The sequence below is a fragment of the Rhodococcus sp. C26F genome (genome assembly GCF_053345925.1).
On record NZ_JBKFBA010000004.1, the window covers coordinates 239950 to 256477 of the forward strand.

Consider the following 16528-nt stretch of genomic DNA (forward strand, 5'->3'; position numbering starts at 1 on the left):
TGTGCGGAAGCGCGAACCACGCCCGCACCGGCGTGCCGTCGGCGGCCTCGGCGGTCAGTTCCTCGAGGCGTCCCGGCAGTTCCGGGAGCGCAGCGGGAGCACGTAGCGGCGTGACGGTGCCGGCGTCGGGTCCGGTGATGTCGATGCGCACGGGGTGCGGCGGCGCTTCGTAGGAGGCGCGCAGCGCGTACGCCGTGCTGCCGTCGGGTGCGAGGCAGACGTCCGTGTAGGCGGCGTCGTCCGCGGTCAGGCGGTCGGGCTGCGCGGACCCGAGTCTCTGCACGAAGACCGGCGCGCGGCCGTGATCGTCGGCGGTGAGCACGAGACCGGAACCGTCGGGCAGCCAGGTGACGGAAGTGGAACGTCTGTCCCATTCAGGGGCCTCGATGGTCGTGGTTCCGCTCGCGATGTCCAGGACCCGGACGGTGATCTGCGGCGGGTTCTCCGCGTCGCTCATCGATTCGTGCAGGTAGGCGAGCTTGGTCCCGTCGCGCGAGATCGACGGGTGCGTCACGTCGCCGGTCTCGTCGTCGACGAGCGGGGTGCGCAGGCCGGTGCCGAGATCGACCCGCACGAGCGTGACGCGGCGCGAGGCGAGCGGACCGGGGACCACCCAGGTCGCGGCGGCGAACGAACCGTCGGCAGCGATGTCGACGGAGCCATCACGCAGCGACCCTCGGATCCCGGGCGTGAGGTCGGTGAACCCGTCGCCGCTCTTGTCCGGGACGAGCAGGTGCGGCTGGTCGGGTCCGAGATCGTGGTCCCAGTAGCGCACCGGATAGCCCGTGTGCAGCACCGCGGTCACGGCTCCGTCCTTGCGAGCGTCCCGGATCCGTTCGTCGTCGGACTCGCTGTGGCCGAGGACGGACGCGACGAGTACGATCCGGTCGGCCTCGGATGCCGCGTGCACCGATGCGAATCCACCCTTGCGGGATCCGACCTGCTCGGCCTCGCCGCCCGCCGCGGGCAGTCGCCACAGCGACACCGGCAAATCGTCCTTGCCACGGGCGGCGGTGAACAGCAGGTCGCCGGACGCGATGAAGGTCGGGTTCGATTCACCCGTGGTGCCGTGGGTGAGGCGTCGCGCCGGGGCGTTGCCTTCGGGATCCACCTCCCACAGGGCCTCGGTATACGAGGTGGCCTTGTCGTCGAGCGTCGACTGCGTGATCACCAGGCGATTCCCGTCCGGGGACATCGTGAGGGAGGTGACGCGGGGAAGCGCCAGGTAGTCGTCGAGCTCGTGGAAGGCCGTCATGCCTGGACGATATCGGGAGTGGCGGTGGGCGGTCCGCAAGGTGGCACCGAGTTCGTCTGTAACCTGGTCGTTCGGCGGGTACATCCCGTGGCAACGCCGTCACCCAGTCCGAACGGAGCACTCACATGGTCGACCTCGCATACGTCATCGCCGGCTCGGAAGCGACCGGTGGCGCCGGTCTGCAGGTCGACCTCAAGACGTTCCAGCAGCTCGGTGTGTACGGGGTGGGCACCACGACGTGCATCGTCTCGTTCGACCCGAAGAACAACTGGGGCCACCGCTTCTTCCCCGTCCCGGCCGACGTGATCGCCGAGCAGATCGAGGCCGCCACCGCCGCCCACAATCTCGACGTGGTGAAGATCGGCATGCTGGGTACGCCCGCGACGATCGACGTCGTCGCCGAGGGTCTCGAGAAGCAGGACTGGCGGCACGTCGTGCTCGACCCGGTCCTGATCTGCAAGGGCCAGGAGGCCGGCGCGGCCCTCGACACCGACAACGCCCTGCGCGCGCAGGTGCTCCCCCACGCCACGGTCGTCACCCCGAACCTGTTCGAGGCACGCACGCTGTCCGGGATGGACGAGATCACCTCGGTCGACCAGCTCATCGAGGCGGCGCGTCGCATCCACGACCTCGGCCCGAAGTACGTCGTCGCGAAGGGCGGCGTCGAACTCGACGGCGAGGACGCCGTGGACGTGTTGTTCGACGGATCCGACGTCACCCTGCTGACGGCACCGAAGGTCGGCAACGAGCGTGTCTCCGGCGCCGGCTGCACCCTCGCCGCCGCGATCACGGCCGAACTCGCGAAGGGCGCGTCCGTCGCCGACGCCGCGGCCCGTGCGAAGGATTTCGTGACGACCGGGATCAAGGGTCGCGTGTCCGCCAACACCCCGTTCGACACCGTCTGGCAGGGCGCCTGATCCGAGAGCGGGAAGCATCCCGTCAGCGCGGCTGTCGCCACATCCCCCACAGGGTCGGCCCGCCACCGGGGATGATGATGGCGCGGGTGACCTCGAACCCGAACCGCTCGTAGTAGGGGACGTTCGATTCCTTGCTCGACTCGAGGTAGGCGGGAGCGTGTTCGGCGTCGGCGCGGTCGAGGCCGGCCTTCATCAGGGTTTTGCCGAGGCCGGTCCCCCGCGCGGCAGGTGAGGTGCCGATCGTCGACAGGTACCAGTGCGGCTCGTCCGGATGCGCCGCGTCGAGGGTTTCGTTGACCTGCCCTCCCCGCTTCATGTATCTGCCGAGCGCCGCGTAGAAGCCGGGCAGAAGGCGGAGCGAGGTCCACACATCGGTGCGCCACCGTCCGGGCGGCGCCCACATCGCCGCGCCTCCGACCGTCCCGCCGGACTCCGCGATGTCGGTGGCTCCCAAGGGCACCATGTGGTGCCGGGCGTCGGCGGCGAAGAATCGGGTCATGCGGCGGATCCGGTGCTTCTCGTCCGGGAACATCCACGTGAAGACCGGATCGTCGAAGAACGCCTCGGCGATCACCCGAGCGAAGACCGGAATGTCGCGGCGCGTGGCGGTTCTCGGTTCGACAGCCATGTCGGCAGCCTACGACGAAGACGTGCCCGACGACCTGCCTTCCGTCGCCAGTTCCTTCGCGAGGGGCGTGGGGAACCGCGGCATCACCCGCACCCCACCGAGCCAGTCGTCGAGGCGGGCGGCCTCCTCGCGTAGCACCGCGGTGCCCTCGGCGCCGATGTCCTCGAGCAGGTGCAGGCTCACCGCTCCCGTGTCGGTCTGCCACCACGTGCCGACGATCCGTCCGTCCCACCAGGCGGTGGGACCGGCGTTGCCGTTGGAGTCGAACAGCGCCTCCTTGTACGGCCCCAGATACCACTCGCGTTCGGTCCACCCCATGACCGTGGGGTCCAGGCCGGGCAACAGCGCACCCCACGGTTCGACTTCGCCCTGCTGTTCGAGGTCGTCGGGCAGCAGGTAGCCGGGACGGCCGTCGAGATCGACCTCCACCACGTCGAGTTCGGCGAGGGCCGCGCGGACGGCGGTGAGGGTGGAGCCGAGCCACCACTTCAGATCCGCCTCGGTGCCGGGACCGAATGCGCGCAGCCACATCCGCACGAGTTCACGCACACCCGTCGCCTCGTCGACGGGGTCGATGGCCGAGCCCAGCCACGACTCGGTGGTCGTCCAGGTGGGGCGCGAGACCCGCCACGACCCCTTGTTCGACGCCCGGACCACTTTCCCCTCGGCGGAGAGCACCGTGAGCACGCGAGGCGCGAAGGTGACCGGCCCACCCCAGGATTTGCCGGCACCGAACTCCAGCGCGCCGTCGAGGAGCGGGATCTCGGCCTTGAGCTCGCTCGATGTCGCCTCCCGCCCGTCGGCCAGGGCGGCGAGGATGTGGCGGCTCACCTCGTCGAGCCAGCTCTCGCCGTCGTCGTGCAATCCGGCCTTCACGACGTCCTTGACGACCGTGCGTCGCTGTGCGGCGGCGACCCGGGCGCTCGCCCCGGCCTGCACCACCGGGAGGGTGTCGCGCGGGACGACGAAGACGGTGCGCCGCATGGCCATGTGTTTGACCAGGGCGCGGTCGTCGTAGAGCGCCCTGTCGAGGTCGGCCACAGTGAAGTCGCCCACCCGCGCCCACGCCGACAGGTAGACGGTCGCCGGGTCGGTGCCGTGCAGGCACACCAGGCTCCCCGCGGCATCGACCGCGTCGGACGCGCGGTGCTTCGGGTGCAGGCGGTGCCTGGCGGCAAGTCGTGCTCGGCGTTCGGTTGCGTCGATCCTGCGCGCGGCCATGGCCGACATCGTAGAGGTGGTGTCCGACGCAGGAGGACTACCGACGAGCCGAATCGACAACTGCGGGGAGGTTGTGTGCGTGTCCATCAGAAATTCCGCACACAACCTCCCACTCGTTCTGCGTTCAGGATCGGACGCCGCCGTAGGTACGCAGCCAACGCAGACCCGGTCCGCGAGTACGCGTAATTCCCTTGTACTCGGCCATGTCGTCGGGAAGTTCGTCGAGGACCGAGTGGAGACGCTCGGACCACTCGGGCACCCGGGCGATGTCCTCGAACGACAGCAGGTGCGTGCGGACGAGGAACATGATCGCGCCGGAGACGCCGAGACGCACGAGGTGCTGGATCTCGACGCGGAGGTGCAGGCGTCGTCCGACGTCCTCGAGCGGCCCCTCGGCGAGCAATCGGCGGTCGCGGCCCCATTCGGGATAGGTCTCGGTGGACTGGTCGAGTCGCCGGTCGACGCTGAGCGACCAGTTCGTGCGTCGGTAGCACTGTCCCGCCTGCAGTCCCATGAGGAACTGCTCGGCGCGCGGGATCACTCCTTCGGTGTGGACGCGCGGGACCGGCCCGTGGATCTGGCGGAAACTCATGCCGACGTCGAAGCGTAGCGACCAGTCGGCCGCGAAGGTGACCAGGCCGGCGTCACCCCAGAGTGCACCTTCGCGCTGGTCGAGCAGGACGACATCCTCCTGGAGGTGCCTGCCGATGAACCGCAGCGGTGGTTCGGGCAGCGTCGACCGATCACCGAAGACGAAGGACTGTTCGACGCCGAGCGCGCGGTTGACGAACAGTCGCGCCTCACCATCGCGTTCGAGTGCGAAGGTCTCCGGGTACGCGTCGGCGAGCCTCCGCATGAGCGTGACCATCGCGTCCCACTGCGCGATCTCCATGTGTGGCAGGGACTGGAACCGGGTGGGGTCGGCGCCGAGGATGCGCTCTCGTTCGGTGAGGTCGTCGAGATAGTGGCCGTCGATGTCGACGGGATGCCGGCCCCATCCGCCCGCGGCGGTCTCCACGAGGCTCCCGGCGGGTTCGACGTTGGTGCTGTAGCGATAGGTGTCACGAGTGAACGGAAACGGGAAGCGGGCGATCCGATCGGGAAGCCCGAGGTCGTCGTCGCGGACAGCGAGATCGATTGTCGTACTCACAGATCCAGCTCCAATCGTGGGCCGTTCGCGCGGGAGACGCACGGCATCACGCAGTCTCCCGCTTCCTTCTCTGCCTGACTCAGATACAGATCGCGGTGATCGATCCCTCCGCTCGTCACGGGCAACCGACACTCACCGCACACGCCCTGCCTGCACAGATTGGGCACTGCGACACCGCGTCCTTCGAGTGCGTCGAGCAGGCTGACGCCCGAGTCGACGGCGACGTCGATGCCGAGGCGGGTCAGATGTGCGGTGAACGGTTCTCCCGGGTCGAGGTCGCCGACCCCGAAGCGCTCGTGGTGCACACGCGCGTCGGGCCACCCCGTGCGACGCGCACGTTCGCAGAGGTCGTCGACGAGACCGGTCGGTCCGCACATGTAGAGGTGGGTGCCGATGGGCTGCTCCAGCAGCGCCTGCCCCATCCGCTCCCGGAAGACCTCGCGCGCCGTGTAGATGTGCAGACGCGGTCCGCACAGGTCATGCAGTTCGTCGAGGTGGGCACCGTCGCCGTCGCGGAAGGCGTAGTGCACCTCGAACGATCGACCCCACTGCACGGCCGCGCGGACATGGGACAGGATCGGCGTGATCCCGATTCCACCCGCGACCAGCAGATGGTGCCGGGCCGTGAGGATGGGAGCGAACGCGCTGCGCGGTGTGCCGACCGGGACTCGGTCACCGACCTGGAGGTCGTGGACCCACTGCGAACCGCCGCGACCGGATTCCTCCAGCCGCACCGAGATCGCGTAGTGGTCGGGTTCGAAAGCGGGACCGGTCAGGGAATACGAGTTGCGACGCGGTCGCCCGCCGGGTCCGGTGCCGCAGGTGACGACGACGTGGCTACCGGGCGTGAAGGAGGGAAGCGTGTGGCCGGCAGGGTCCACGAGGCGGACGTGTTGCACGGTGGGCGTCAGCGCGATCGTCTCCGCGACCGTCAACTGCAGTTCCGTTCCGCCGGCCGAGTTCCCCACCGGGACGTCGGATGTCAGCGTCATCGGCGTTCCTCCGCGTCGGCCGCGAAGCCGAGATAGGCGGCGTGCAGGCGGGAGACATGATGGTGGACGACGAGTCCCGAGGCGCAGGTCGGGCAGGTGCTGGACTGTCCGACCGCGACGTCGGCGACGTGCGTCGAATGGCAGTGCGCGCAGTAGACGGTGCGCGCCGCCGAATCCACGGGGAGGGGAAGGATCTCGTCGTCGAGGAGTCCTGCGGCCACGGCCGCCGATCGTGCCGCGAGCACCGCCGCTTCCGGTCCGACCAGCGCGAGGCGCCATCCCACACGAGCTGCGCTCGCCTGCCGCTTTAGGATCTGTGCGGCGGTGTCATCCCACTCCTCCGGCAGGCGGATCCAGTCGACACGACGACCCCCGAAGGACGACACGAGACTGCGCGCCTGGTCCAGGGCGGTGTCACCGAAGGACAGGACCGTCACGTAGCGACCCCCGCCGGCGATGCGTCGTTCCTCGTCCCACCTCGGGACGCTGGTGGTGCCCATACAGACGCTCACGCGATCACCTGTGCCTTCCGGCAGCCCGAGACGACAGGACAACGGTTGCAGTGGTGTCGATCTCGGACATGAGAACTCCTCGGGAGGACCGACGTGGACACGGCGGGTGTGGCTGATACCGATCGCTGATGTGAAACAGACGATAATGGGAAGAAACACAGCGATGGGTTGCCACTCGGTTAACGCGTGTAACCGATTCCTCTCGGGGCACGACGTTCGGGCCGCGGACATCGAGGTCCACGGCCCGAACGAGGAATTCGTCAGCTCTCCGGAGCGAAGAACGCGCAGTGCCAGATCCGCGTCACGATCTGCGCGGCATGCTCGAGAGGCATGGGCACGGCCTGCATCTCTTCCTGGGCGTACCAGACATAGGCCGACTGCTCCACCATGCACGCCACGGCTTCGACCATGCCCCTGATGTCGACGCCGTCGACCTCGTCCATCCCGCACTTGACCCGCAGAACGGTGGTGAAGCGGTCGATGTGCCGGTTGCGCATCTGCCACCAGAACTGCCGGAACTGCGGATCGACGTTCGCCGCCTCGACCAGCGTGCGCATGATGTCGCGGTTGTCGTAGTAGTGCGTCAGATAACCGGTGTTCGCTTCGAGCAGCGCCTGGTAGGGATCGTCCTCGATGCGGTGCTCGGTTGCGCCACTGGCACGGAACAGGTCGTCGTGCGTGTCGGCGATCAGCGCAGAGAACAGATCCTCCTTGTCGCCGAAGTACCTGTACAGCCCCCCGAGCGACATTCCCGCTTCCGTCGCCACACCACTCATGGTGGCACCGACGTATCCGTCGCGGGCGAAGACCGCGCGGGCCGCTTCCAGCAGTTTCGTCCGGGTGCGACGCCCCTTGGTGGTGTTCGGTAGGTGCGGCATGTCCCTCCTTTCGTTGCGGGAATCGTAACCGGTCAACACGATCGTCATCGGAGTTAACAAAAAAGCGACGTCACTCTCTTGACGTGAGCCACGTTACTCCCCCAGAATCGTCTCAACAACACCGCGCAGACCCTCAGCGCCCTTCTTCTTCATCGTTTCCCTCGAACGGAGTCCCTGTGAATTCCCGTGCAACCACACTCGCCACCGCAGCGCCGGCCGGCCACGTCGCCGGCGCCCGGACTCCCCTCGACCTGTTCCTCGGGCACCTCGACAGCGACCCCCACGCCCTCGCCGTCCGCGACGACCGGGGCCACTCCCTGACCCGCGCCGAACTGTGGGAGCTCGCCGCGGACATCGAGCACGAACTCGTCGCCCACGGTCTGGGCCGGGGCGACATGGTGATCGTCTGCATGCCCAACTGGACCGAATGGATGGGTGCCTATCTCGGAGTGGTCCGCGGCGAGATGGTCGCCGGGACCCTGCCGGTGACCACCGATCCCCGATCCATCGCCTACACCGCGAATCTCGTCGGCGCGAAGGCCGTCGTCCTCCCCCGCTCGCACCGCGGCCGCGACTTCGTCGCCGAATCAGAGGTCCTGGCAGCAGAACTCGGACGCGAGGTGCAGATCCTCCTGGTCGACGGCCAGGACGGAACCCGCACCTGGCGCAGCTTCGACGGCCCGCACGCGACGATCCCCGCCTACCCGGACGATCTCGTGCACGTACTGTTCTCGTCGAGCACCACCGGGAAGTCGAAGGCGATCGCGCATTCCGAGGCGAGTCTTAGTGCCTACAACCGGATGGTCATCGACCGCTACGAGGTCTCCGGTGAGCGTCCGATCTTCATGCCCTCTCCGCTCGGCCACAGCACGGGTTTCTGGCACGGCGCCCGGATGTCGCTGATGACCGGTGCGGCACTGATCCTCCAGGACGCCTGGGACCCGCGCCGTGCCCTCGAACTCGTCGAACAGCACGGCTGTGAGATCACTGTCGCCGCAACTCCTTTCCTCAAGGACATCGTCGACACCGCATGGGATTCCACCACCCCGAAGCTGGCCGGGATGCGGATCTTCCTGTGCGGCGGTGCCCCCGTCGCCCCGAGCCTCATCGAACTGGCGCAGGAGCAGATGCCCGACACCCGTATCGCGGCGATCTGGGCGATGAGCGAAGGTGGAGCGACCTCGAGCCTCCCCGACGACTCCACCGAGCTCGTCGCGTACACCTGCGGCAATGTGATGCCCGGTGTCACCCTCGAGGTCGTCCGTGAGGACGGCACGCTCGCACCGCGCGGGACCGACGGCGAGATCGTCATGCGCACCCCGTCGCTCTTCCTCGGATACATCGGCCAGGAGCAGCTCTACCGCGACTCGTTCACGACCGACGGCTGGTTCCGCACCGGCGACACCGGCATCGTCGACGACAACGGCTATCTGCGCCTGACCGGACGCCTCAAGGACCTCATCATCCGCGGTGGCGTGAACATCTCCCCCGTCGAGATCGAGAACGCCATCTCCGGACACCCGCAGATCGCACGCGTGGCCGTCGTCGGCAGCCCCGACGAACGACTCGGCGAACGCATCTGCGCGGTGATCCAGCCGCTCGGCACCGCCCCGACCCTCGACGAACTCGTCGGATGGCTCGCGGAGCGCGACGTGCCCCGGCGGCTGTGGCCGGAATCGATCCGCGTCCTGCCCACCATGCCGGAGACCCCCGCCGGGAAGATCCGCAAGAACGTTCTCAGAGAACTGCTCTCGTCAGGAGAAGATATGACCAGCAGCACCGTCGAGCTCACGACGCAGACCGTCATGCTCCGCGACATCGACGTGACCTACACCCGCGCCGGTGAGGGCCCGGCGGTCGTGCTGATCCACGGCCTCGCCGAGGATCACCGCAGCTGGCGCGCCGTTCAGGAGGCCGGCCTGCCGGTCACCACCTATGCCTACGACCTCCGCGGGCACGGACGCACCACCGTCGGTTCGCCCGAGGGCACGCTCGCCCAGCTGCGCGACGATCTGATCGCCTTCCTCGAGGAGGTCACCGGTCCCGCGATCTGCGTCGGCTTCTCCCTCGGCGGCACCGTCGTCCTCTCGGCCGCGGCCGNCCGAGCGCCCCGATCTCGTGACGAAGGTCGTCGCACTGGGCACCTCGAGCGTCGTCGGCCGCGGTGCTGCCGGCTTCTACGCCGGTCGCATCGAGCTGTTCCGCGGTGACGACAGCGAGGCGCAGCGCTCCGCCCTCCGCGACGACACCGCCGCCGCCCTGCACAACCCGGACTCCGACCTCGACGCCGTCACGGACTTCCGCCTCGAGGCGATCGGTGCAGCGCAGGGTTACATCAACGCATCCACCGCGATGGCCGCACTCCTCGACGCGCCGCTGACGCCCGAGCTCTCCCGCATCGCGCCCGACACCGAGGTCGCGATCGTCGGCGCCGACCACGACACCTTCTGCCCGAAGAAGGCCGCGGACATCATCCTCGGTGCGATCGAGCACGCCACCTATCACGAGATCACCGGCGCCGGGCACCTGATGCTCGTCGATCAGCCGGAACGGTCGATCGAGATCCTCCGCGGCCTTCTCCCCTGAGAAGCACTGCGACCGAACACTTCCGAAACAGCGCTCTTCCGAAAGGCTCCATGATGCAAGAACGCCCCACCGCCCTCGTCACTGCTGCCGCGGGCGCCGGGATCGGCGCCGCGATCGCCATCCGCCTCGCTGCAGACGGTTTCGATGTCGTCGTCACCGACATCCACGAGCGCCGCACCCAGGAGCTCGCGGAGAAGCTGGCCGCCGAGCACGGACGCGAGTTCGACCACTACGTACTCGATGTCACCGACGAGTCCCGGGTCGAGGCCGTCGTGTCCGAGATCGCCTCGAAGAAGGGCCGTCTCGACGTCCTCGTCAACAACGCGGGCTGGAGCAAGATCGAGCCGGTCGCCGAGATGTCCTCGGAGACCTGGAAGCGTTGCCTCGACGTCGACCTCAACGGCACCTTCTACACGATGCGCTACGCGCTTCCGGTGATGCAGAAGAACAACTCCGGCGCCATCGTCAACATCAGCTCGATCGCCGCCTACGAGACCAGCACCGAGCACGGCGCCGCCTACTCCGCCGCCAAGGCCGGCGTCCTCGCGCTCACCCGCGTCGCCGCCGCCGAGAACGGTAAGCACGGCATCCGCGTCAACGCCATCACTCCGGGCCTGATCTACAACGACTTCCTCCGCAAGATCTACCCGGACGAGTTCTTCTCCGGCTACGCGGAGAACCGCTCCCTCGTCGGCCGTGTCGGCCGCCCCGAGGACGTCGCCGGTCTCGTCTCGTTCCTCGTCGGACCCGACGCCGGTTACGTCACCGGTGAGGTCTACGGCATCAGTGGTGGGGTGCATCCGCATGGCTGACAACCCGTTGCACCTGACCGTCCGGGAGCTCACCGACGCCTACGCGCGCGGCGACCTGAACCCGATCGACGTGACCGAGCAGGTCCTCGACCGGATCGACCGGTTCGATCCGGAGGCGCGCGCATATGTGACCGTCACATCCGGTCTGGCACGGTTGCAGGCCGCCGAGGCGGCCGAACGCTACCGCCGCGGTGAGCGTGCACCCCTGCTCGGGGTGCCGGTGTCCATCAAGGACGCCTTCCACCTGGCCGACACGGAGACCGGACTCGGGTCGCTCACCCAGCGTGGGCGCGTCGCCCGGTCGGATTCCGGTGCCGTGGCGCGGTTGCGCGCGGCAGGATCGGTGCTGCCCGGCAAGACGAGCGTGCCCGAGTTCTGCCAGTCCGCCACCAGCGACAACCTGCTCGGACCCGAGACCGGCAACCCCTGGGACCCGACGCGGACCCCGGGCGGTTCGAGCGGCGGCGCGGCGGCCTCGGTCGGCGCCGGTCTCGCGACGATCGCTCTCGGTTCGGACGGCGGCGGATCCATCCGGATCCCCGCGGCCTTCAGCGGCCTCGTGGGATACAAGCCCACCACCGGCCTGTGTGCCGACGAGCGCGGTTTCCGGGCGATGACGGATTTCGTCACCGCCGGTCCCCTCGCCTGGTCGGTGGACGATGCCCGCATCATGACCGAGGTCCTCGCCGAGACGAGCTTCGCCCGCGCCTCGGCGCCGAACCGGCGGATCGCCTTCTGTCCCCGCCCGGACGGCCGGCCCGTCGATCCGGCGATCGTCCACACCCTGGAGTCGGTCGCGGCCACCCTGTCCGATCTCGGGCACGAGGTCGTCGAGACCGACATCCCGATCCAGGGATGGAACGAGATCTTCGGCCCCCTCGTGCTCGACGACGAACTCCGTGAGCGGGCCCACCTGCTCGACCGGCCGGAGTTGCTCACCCCGTACGAGCAGGCGAGCCTGCGCGCCGCGATGCGGTTGAGCAGTGCGGACGTCGCCGTGGCCCGCCAGGCACTGCTCGACTTCCGCCGGCGCATCGATACCTTCCTCCATCGCTTCGATGCGATTCTCACCCCGACGGTGGCAACGGTCGCGTTCCCGCACGACCAGCGGCCGAAGACCATCGACGGTGAGAAGGTGGACTGGCTGTGGGGAGCCTTCCCGTTCACGTCCCCGTTCAATGTGGCCGCCACACCGGCGATCTCGCTGCCGGCCGGCGTCCACGACGGTCTCCCGATCGGCGCCCAGCTCGTGGCGGCGCAGGGACGCGACGCGGATCTGCTGAACCTCGCCGAGTCCTTGGAAGCCGCACTCGCGTTCGACTACGCGCCGGTGCGCGAGCGCTGGGCCGACGTGGAATCCCGCGAACCGGAGCCCGTACCGTGAGCGCCGGGCTCGACCGCCGGCGGCACGGATCCGTGCTCGAGGTCGTATTCGACCGCACGGAACGACGGAACGCGCTCTCGCGCGCTCTGTTGACCGAGATCCGGCAGGTCTTCACCGAGTTGCCGGACGACGTCCGCGCAGTGGTGCTGACGAGTTCGGACCGAGTGTTCTGTGCCGGTGCGGATTTCGCAGACCTGACCGGGACGTCCGCGGATCTGGACTACGACCGGGATCTCGAAGACGCATGCTCGGCGATCCGGAACAGCGCGGTGCCGGTGATCGCGGTCGTGGACGGAGCGTGTGTGGGAGCCGGCGTCGAGCTGGCGACCTCGTGCGACGTGCGGATCGCGGGGCCGAGGGCGTGGTTCCGGGTCCCGGCGGTCGAGCTCGGCCTGCTCTACAACCCGGCGTCGATCCGCCGGATCCACTCGGTGCTCCCCCGCACGACGATCACCCGGTTGCTGGTGCTTGCCGAACGATTCGACGCCGACGACGCACTCCGCAGCGAACTGGTCACCCACACGACCGACGGCGATCCCCGCGAACAGGGACTGGCACTCGCAGAGCGGCTCGCCGGCCTCCCTCGGGATGCTCTCGCCGCGACCCGCTCCCTGCTCCATCATCTCGACGAGGGTCCTTACGACGACGTCGAATGGCAAGGAACCCGGATCCGATTGATGGACAGCCCCGATCGGCACGCCGCCGTCGCTGCGGCCTCCGAGCGGCACGGCACCCCCGCCTCCTGACCCCCACTCTCCACCCGAAGGAAAGTTCATGAACGCAGTTTCCTCCCTGAAGGGCTACGACCTCGGTAGCCGTGTCGTGTCGTACGACGAGTCCGATGCGATCCTCTACGCACTGTGCGTCGGGGCGCAGCCCGGTCAGTTGCCGCTGGTCTACGAACGGGACCTGCACGTGCTGCCGACCTTCGGGCTGGGCCTCGGCCTGTGGGCGGTCGAGGAGGCCGGGGAGCTCAGTGCCTACGATCGGTTGAAGTCGCTCCATGCCGCGCAGCAGCTGACGGTCCACGCACCGTTCCCCCGCTCGGGCAAGCTCGAGATGCGCGCCCACGTCGCCGATGTCTGGGACAAGGGATCCGCTGCGACCGTCGACATCGCCGTCGAGTGCGAGCAGTTCACCGCGACCTACGCGATCCACCTGCCCGGCTCGGGTGGTTGGGGCGGGGAACGCGCCCCCTCCACGCCGCGGGTCGATCTCGAGGACGCCCCGTTCCGGGCGGACACATACATCGCGGCGAATCTTCCTGCCCTGTACCGCCTGACCGGCGATCTGCACCCCGTTCACATCGACCCGGAAGTCTCCTCGGGGTACGGTTTCGAACGCCCCATCCTGCACGGTCTGTGCACGCTGGGTATCGCCGCCCGCACGGTCGCCGAGGCCGCCGGAGCCCAGCCGTGGGAACTCCGCGAACTCCGCGCCCGCTTCGCGGCCCCCGTCCTGCCCGACGCCACGCTCACCGTCCGCGCGCAGGCGTCCGGCACCGAGGTCGACTTCGACGCCCGGATCGATACCACGGGTGTGCTCTCCGGCGGTCACGCGAGCTTCTGATCGCGTACTGCCCGCTGTCCGGTTCTAACCCCAAGGAAATCCTCCGCCCCACAAGCAGTTCCCGCCGAAAGGGACTCCGATGACCGCACACGCCGCTTCCAGCTTCGGAACCAAGCAACAAAAACGAGCGTTTCTCGCCAGCCTCGTGGGCACCACCGTCGAATGGTTCGACTTCTTCATCTACGCGACGGCCGCGACGCTCGTCTTCTCGACGATCTTCTTCCCCGAACTGGGGTCGAACGTCGGCATCCTCGCCTCCTTCGCCACCCTCGGTGTCGCCTTCCTCGCCCGTCCGGTCGGCGCGTTCGTCTTCGGTCATCTCGGGGACCGCCTCGGGCGCCGCACGACGCTGATCACCACGCTGACCGTGATGGGCGCCGCCACCGGCCTCATCGGTCTGCTCCCCACCTGGGATCAGGTCGGTATCTGGGCACCGATCATGCTCACCGCACTCCGCTTCCTGCAGGGCGTCGCAGTCGGCGGCGAGTGGGGCGGCGCCGTCCTCATGAGTGTCGAGAACGCGCCGAAGACCCGCGAACGCTTCTACGGCTCCGCGCCGCAGATCGCGAGTCCCCTCGCGCTCGTGCTCGCCACCGTCGTCATGTACTTCGTGGCCCGGATGCCCAACGACCAGCTGATGTCGTGGGGCTGGAGGATCCCCTTCCTCGCCGGCTTCGTCCTCGTCATCATCGGCCTGATCATCCGGCTCGGCGTCGAGGAATCGAGCGAGTTCGCCGAGGTGAAGGAGACGGGCACCGTCACGAAGAACCCGATCGCCACCGTCCTGCGCACCATGCCGGGACGCGTGCTCGCCGGTATCGGCCTGCAGGCCAGCGTGATCGTGCTGTTCTACCTGATCACCACCTACATGCTCACGATGGCGACGAACATCCACGGGTTCTCCAAGAGCGACACCCTGATGATCCTGCTCATCGCCGCGACGATCGATCTGTTCGCAATGGTCGGTGTCGGCATCCTCTGCGACCGTCTGTCGGCCTGGACCGTCTTCGTCGGCGGTGTGGTCTTCACCGGTGCCTTCGCGTTCCCGCTGTTCGCGCTGTTCAACACCGGCAACATGGGCCTGATGATCGTCGCGTTCTCCGCGGCCCTCGTGCTCGGTCACGCCACGACCTACGCGGTGGTCTCGAGCATGACGGCCAACCTGTTCCCGACCGAGGTCCGCTACAGCGGCGTCGCTCTGTGCAGCGCGTTCTCCGGTGTCGCGTGGGCGGCCCCGACCCCGCTCGTCGCCGCCGCTCTCGTGCCGACCGACGGCTCGCAGCACTGGTGGCCGCTCGCCGCGATCCTTGTCGGCACCGCCGTCATCTCGTTCGTCGCCGCGGCCTCCATGCGGAACCATTTCACCACCGGGAGGGCGAGCGACGATCGTGACGACGAGTCCCGCGACCTTCGGGTCCGCGTCGGCGACCCCGCCTGAGCACCACCCATCCGAACGACCAGGAGATTCTCATGACTGTGATGCTCAGCGAGGAGCAGCGCGAGTTCGGGGCGGCAGTCCGCGAATTCTGCCGCCGCGAGGTGGGCACGCGTGAACAGCGCGACAAGCTCACCGACTGCGGCCGCGAAGGGCACAGCCTCGAGTTGAACCGGCGGATCGCCGAACTCGGCTGGGCCGCCATCAACGTCCCCGAGGAGTACGGCGGGGCCGGCGGCAACCACGTCGACCTGTGTGTCCTGCTCGAGGAACTGCACCGTGGTCTCGCCCCGGTCCCGTGGCACGGCACGACCCTCATCACCGCCGGGATCTACACCAGGTTCGCGAGCGAGGAGCTCAAGCGGTCGGTGCTCGGCCGGCTCGCCGAGGGCGCTGCACTGGCGATCGCGATGTCCGAGCCGGAGGCCGGTTCCGATGTCGCGGCGCTGACCTGCCGCGCCGAGCGCACGACGGAGGGCTGGGTGATCAACGGTCAGAAGACGTGGATCACGAACGCCCATCAGGCGGACAGCATCCTCCTGGTCGCCCGCACCGAGCGTGGCGAGAAGAAGCACCACGGCCTCACCATGTTCCACGTGCCGGCCGATACGCCGGGACTGACGATCAAGGGCATCGACACACTCAACGGAACCGAGGTCAACGACCTCTACTTCGCCGACTGTGTGCTGCCCGCCGACGCGGTGGTCGGTGAGATCGGGCAGGGCTGGGCCCAGCTCATGCCCGGCCTGGCCACCGAGCGGCTGATCCTTGCCGCGCAGATGCTCGGCACCGCCGAACGTGCCTTCGACGACGTGCTGGCGTTCGTCTCCGAGCGCACCCAGTTCGGCAACCGGGTCGGCTCGTACCAGGCGATCAAGCACCGCATCGCCGATCTCGCGACGGAGATCGAGTGCACCCGCTTGCTCGTCTACAGCGTCGCGCACCGCGCGGATGCCGGCGACGACCCACAGGGGTTGGCCCGCGCGTCGTCGATGGCGAAGCTCAAGGCAACCGAGGTCGCGAAGAACACCGCCCTCGAGGGCATGCAGATGATGGGTGGCTACGGCTACTCCACCGAGTTCGACATGGCCCAGCACGTGCGTGCAGCACTGGGCGCCACCATCTACGGCGGCACCAACGAGATCCAGCGGGACATCATCGGGAACTCGTTCGGGCTCCGGTAGAACAC

General features: G+C 68.4%; 15 protein-coding genes and 1 pseudogene. 9 read left to right on the forward strand and 7 right to left on the reverse strand.

The annotated features are described in order from the left end of the window. Nucleotides 1-1255 (reverse strand): annotated as a pseudogene (locus ACLBYD_RS08040) (S9 family peptidase); the annotation flags it as partial. Nucleotides 1256-1380: 125 nt separating this feature from the next. On the opposite strand from ACLBYD_RS08040, the gene thiD reads away from it, so the two are divergent. Next, entirely contained in the window at nt 1381-2172 is a 792-nt protein-coding gene (gene thiD, locus ACLBYD_RS08045) for a bifunctional hydroxymethylpyrimidine kinase/phosphomethylpyrimidine kinase (protein WP_271038189.1), read from the forward strand. A gap of 22 nt (nt 2173-2194) precedes the next feature. Here thiD and ACLBYD_RS08050 read toward each other — a convergent pair whose 3' ends face one another. From ACLBYD_RS08050 to ACLBYD_RS08075, 6 genes are all read right to left on the reverse strand, one after another. Continuing rightward, the gene (locus tag ACLBYD_RS08050) at nt 2195-2800 is read right to left on the reverse strand and encodes a GNAT family N-acetyltransferase (RefSeq protein ID WP_447815997.1); all 606 of its coding nucleotides are present in this window, start codon (nt 2798-2800) and stop codon (nt 2195-2197) included. 9 nt (nt 2801-2809) lie between these two features. After that, nucleotides 2810-4021, reverse strand: a complete 1212-nt coding sequence (locus ACLBYD_RS08055; protein WP_447815998.1) for a winged helix DNA-binding domain-containing protein — start codon at nt 4019-4021, stop codon at nt 2810-2812. Nucleotides 4022-4145: 124 nt separating this feature from the next. After that, the gene (locus tag ACLBYD_RS08060) at nt 4146-5171 is read right to left on the reverse strand and encodes a heme-dependent oxidative N-demethylase family protein (RefSeq protein ID WP_447815999.1); all 1026 of its coding nucleotides are present in this window, start codon (nt 5169-5171) and stop codon (nt 4146-4148) included. Next, nucleotides 5168-6163: a PDR/VanB family oxidoreductase gene (locus ACLBYD_RS08065; protein ID WP_447816000.1), complete on the reverse strand. Its 996-nt coding sequence runs from the start codon at nt 6161-6163 to the stop codon at nt 5168-5170. Before ACLBYD_RS08065 ends, ACLBYD_RS08060 begins: the two co-directional genes overlap by 4 nt. Continuing rightward, nucleotides 6160-6675, reverse strand: coding sequence for a dimethylamine monooxygenase subunit DmmA family protein (locus ACLBYD_RS08070; protein WP_447816001.1), 516 nt, complete (start codon nt 6673-6675; stop codon nt 6160-6162). The genes ACLBYD_RS08065 and ACLBYD_RS08070 overlap by 4 nt, the downstream gene beginning before the upstream one ends. 260 nt (nt 6676-6935) lie before the next feature. After that, nucleotides 6936-7553, reverse strand: coding sequence for a TetR/AcrR family transcriptional regulator (locus ACLBYD_RS08075; RefSeq protein WP_059383881.1), 618 nt, complete (start codon nt 7551-7553; stop codon nt 6936-6938). A gap of 176 nt (nt 7554-7729) precedes the next feature. On the opposite strand from ACLBYD_RS08075, the gene ACLBYD_RS08080 reads away from it, so the two are divergent. The 8 genes from ACLBYD_RS08080 (at nt 7730) to ACLBYD_RS08115 (ending at nt 16523) form a co-directional block, all read left to right on the forward strand. Next, nucleotides 7730-9763 (forward strand): alpha/beta fold hydrolase, encoded by a 2034-nt coding sequence (locus tag ACLBYD_RS08080; RefSeq protein ID WP_447816003.1) that lies wholly within the window; start codon nt 7730-7732, stop codon nt 9761-9763. After that, nucleotides 9672-10139: an alpha/beta fold hydrolase gene (locus tag ACLBYD_RS08085; RefSeq protein ID WP_447816004.1), complete on the forward strand. Its 468-nt coding sequence runs from the start codon at nt 9672-9674 to the stop codon at nt 10137-10139. Before ACLBYD_RS08080 ends, ACLBYD_RS08085 begins: the two co-directional genes overlap by 92 nt. Before the next feature lie 50 nt (nt 10140-10189). Further along, nucleotides 10190-10951, forward strand: coding sequence for an SDR family NAD(P)-dependent oxidoreductase (locus tag ACLBYD_RS08090; RefSeq protein ID WP_447816005.1), 762 nt, complete (start codon nt 10190-10192; stop codon nt 10949-10951). Continuing rightward, the gene (locus ACLBYD_RS08095; RefSeq protein ID WP_447816006.1) at nt 10944-12335 is read left to right on the forward strand and encodes an amidase; all 1392 of its coding nucleotides are present in this window, start codon (nt 10944-10946) and stop codon (nt 12333-12335) included. The genes ACLBYD_RS08090 and ACLBYD_RS08095 overlap by 8 nt, the downstream gene beginning before the upstream one ends. Beyond that, nucleotides 12332-13081, forward strand: a complete 750-nt coding sequence (locus tag ACLBYD_RS08100; RefSeq protein ID WP_447816008.1) for an enoyl-CoA hydratase/isomerase family protein — start codon at nt 12332-12334, stop codon at nt 13079-13081. Before ACLBYD_RS08095 ends, ACLBYD_RS08100 begins: the two co-directional genes overlap by 4 nt. A gap of 28 nt (nt 13082-13109) precedes the next feature. Then, complete coding sequence (locus ACLBYD_RS08105) at nt 13110-13904, forward strand: MaoC/PaaZ C-terminal domain-containing protein (protein ID WP_447816009.1); 795 nt, start codon at nt 13110-13112, stop codon at nt 13902-13904. 79 nt (nt 13905-13983) lie between these two features. Further along, nucleotides 13984-15342, forward strand: coding sequence for an MFS transporter (locus ACLBYD_RS08110; RefSeq protein WP_447816010.1), 1359 nt, complete (start codon nt 13984-13986; stop codon nt 15340-15342). Nucleotides 15343-15374: 32 nt separating this feature from the next. Next, complete coding sequence (locus ACLBYD_RS08115; protein ID WP_447816011.1) at nt 15375-16523, forward strand: acyl-CoA dehydrogenase family protein; 1149 nt, start codon at nt 15375-15377, stop codon at nt 16521-16523. The last annotated feature ends 5 nt before the right edge of the window (nt 16524-16528 follow it).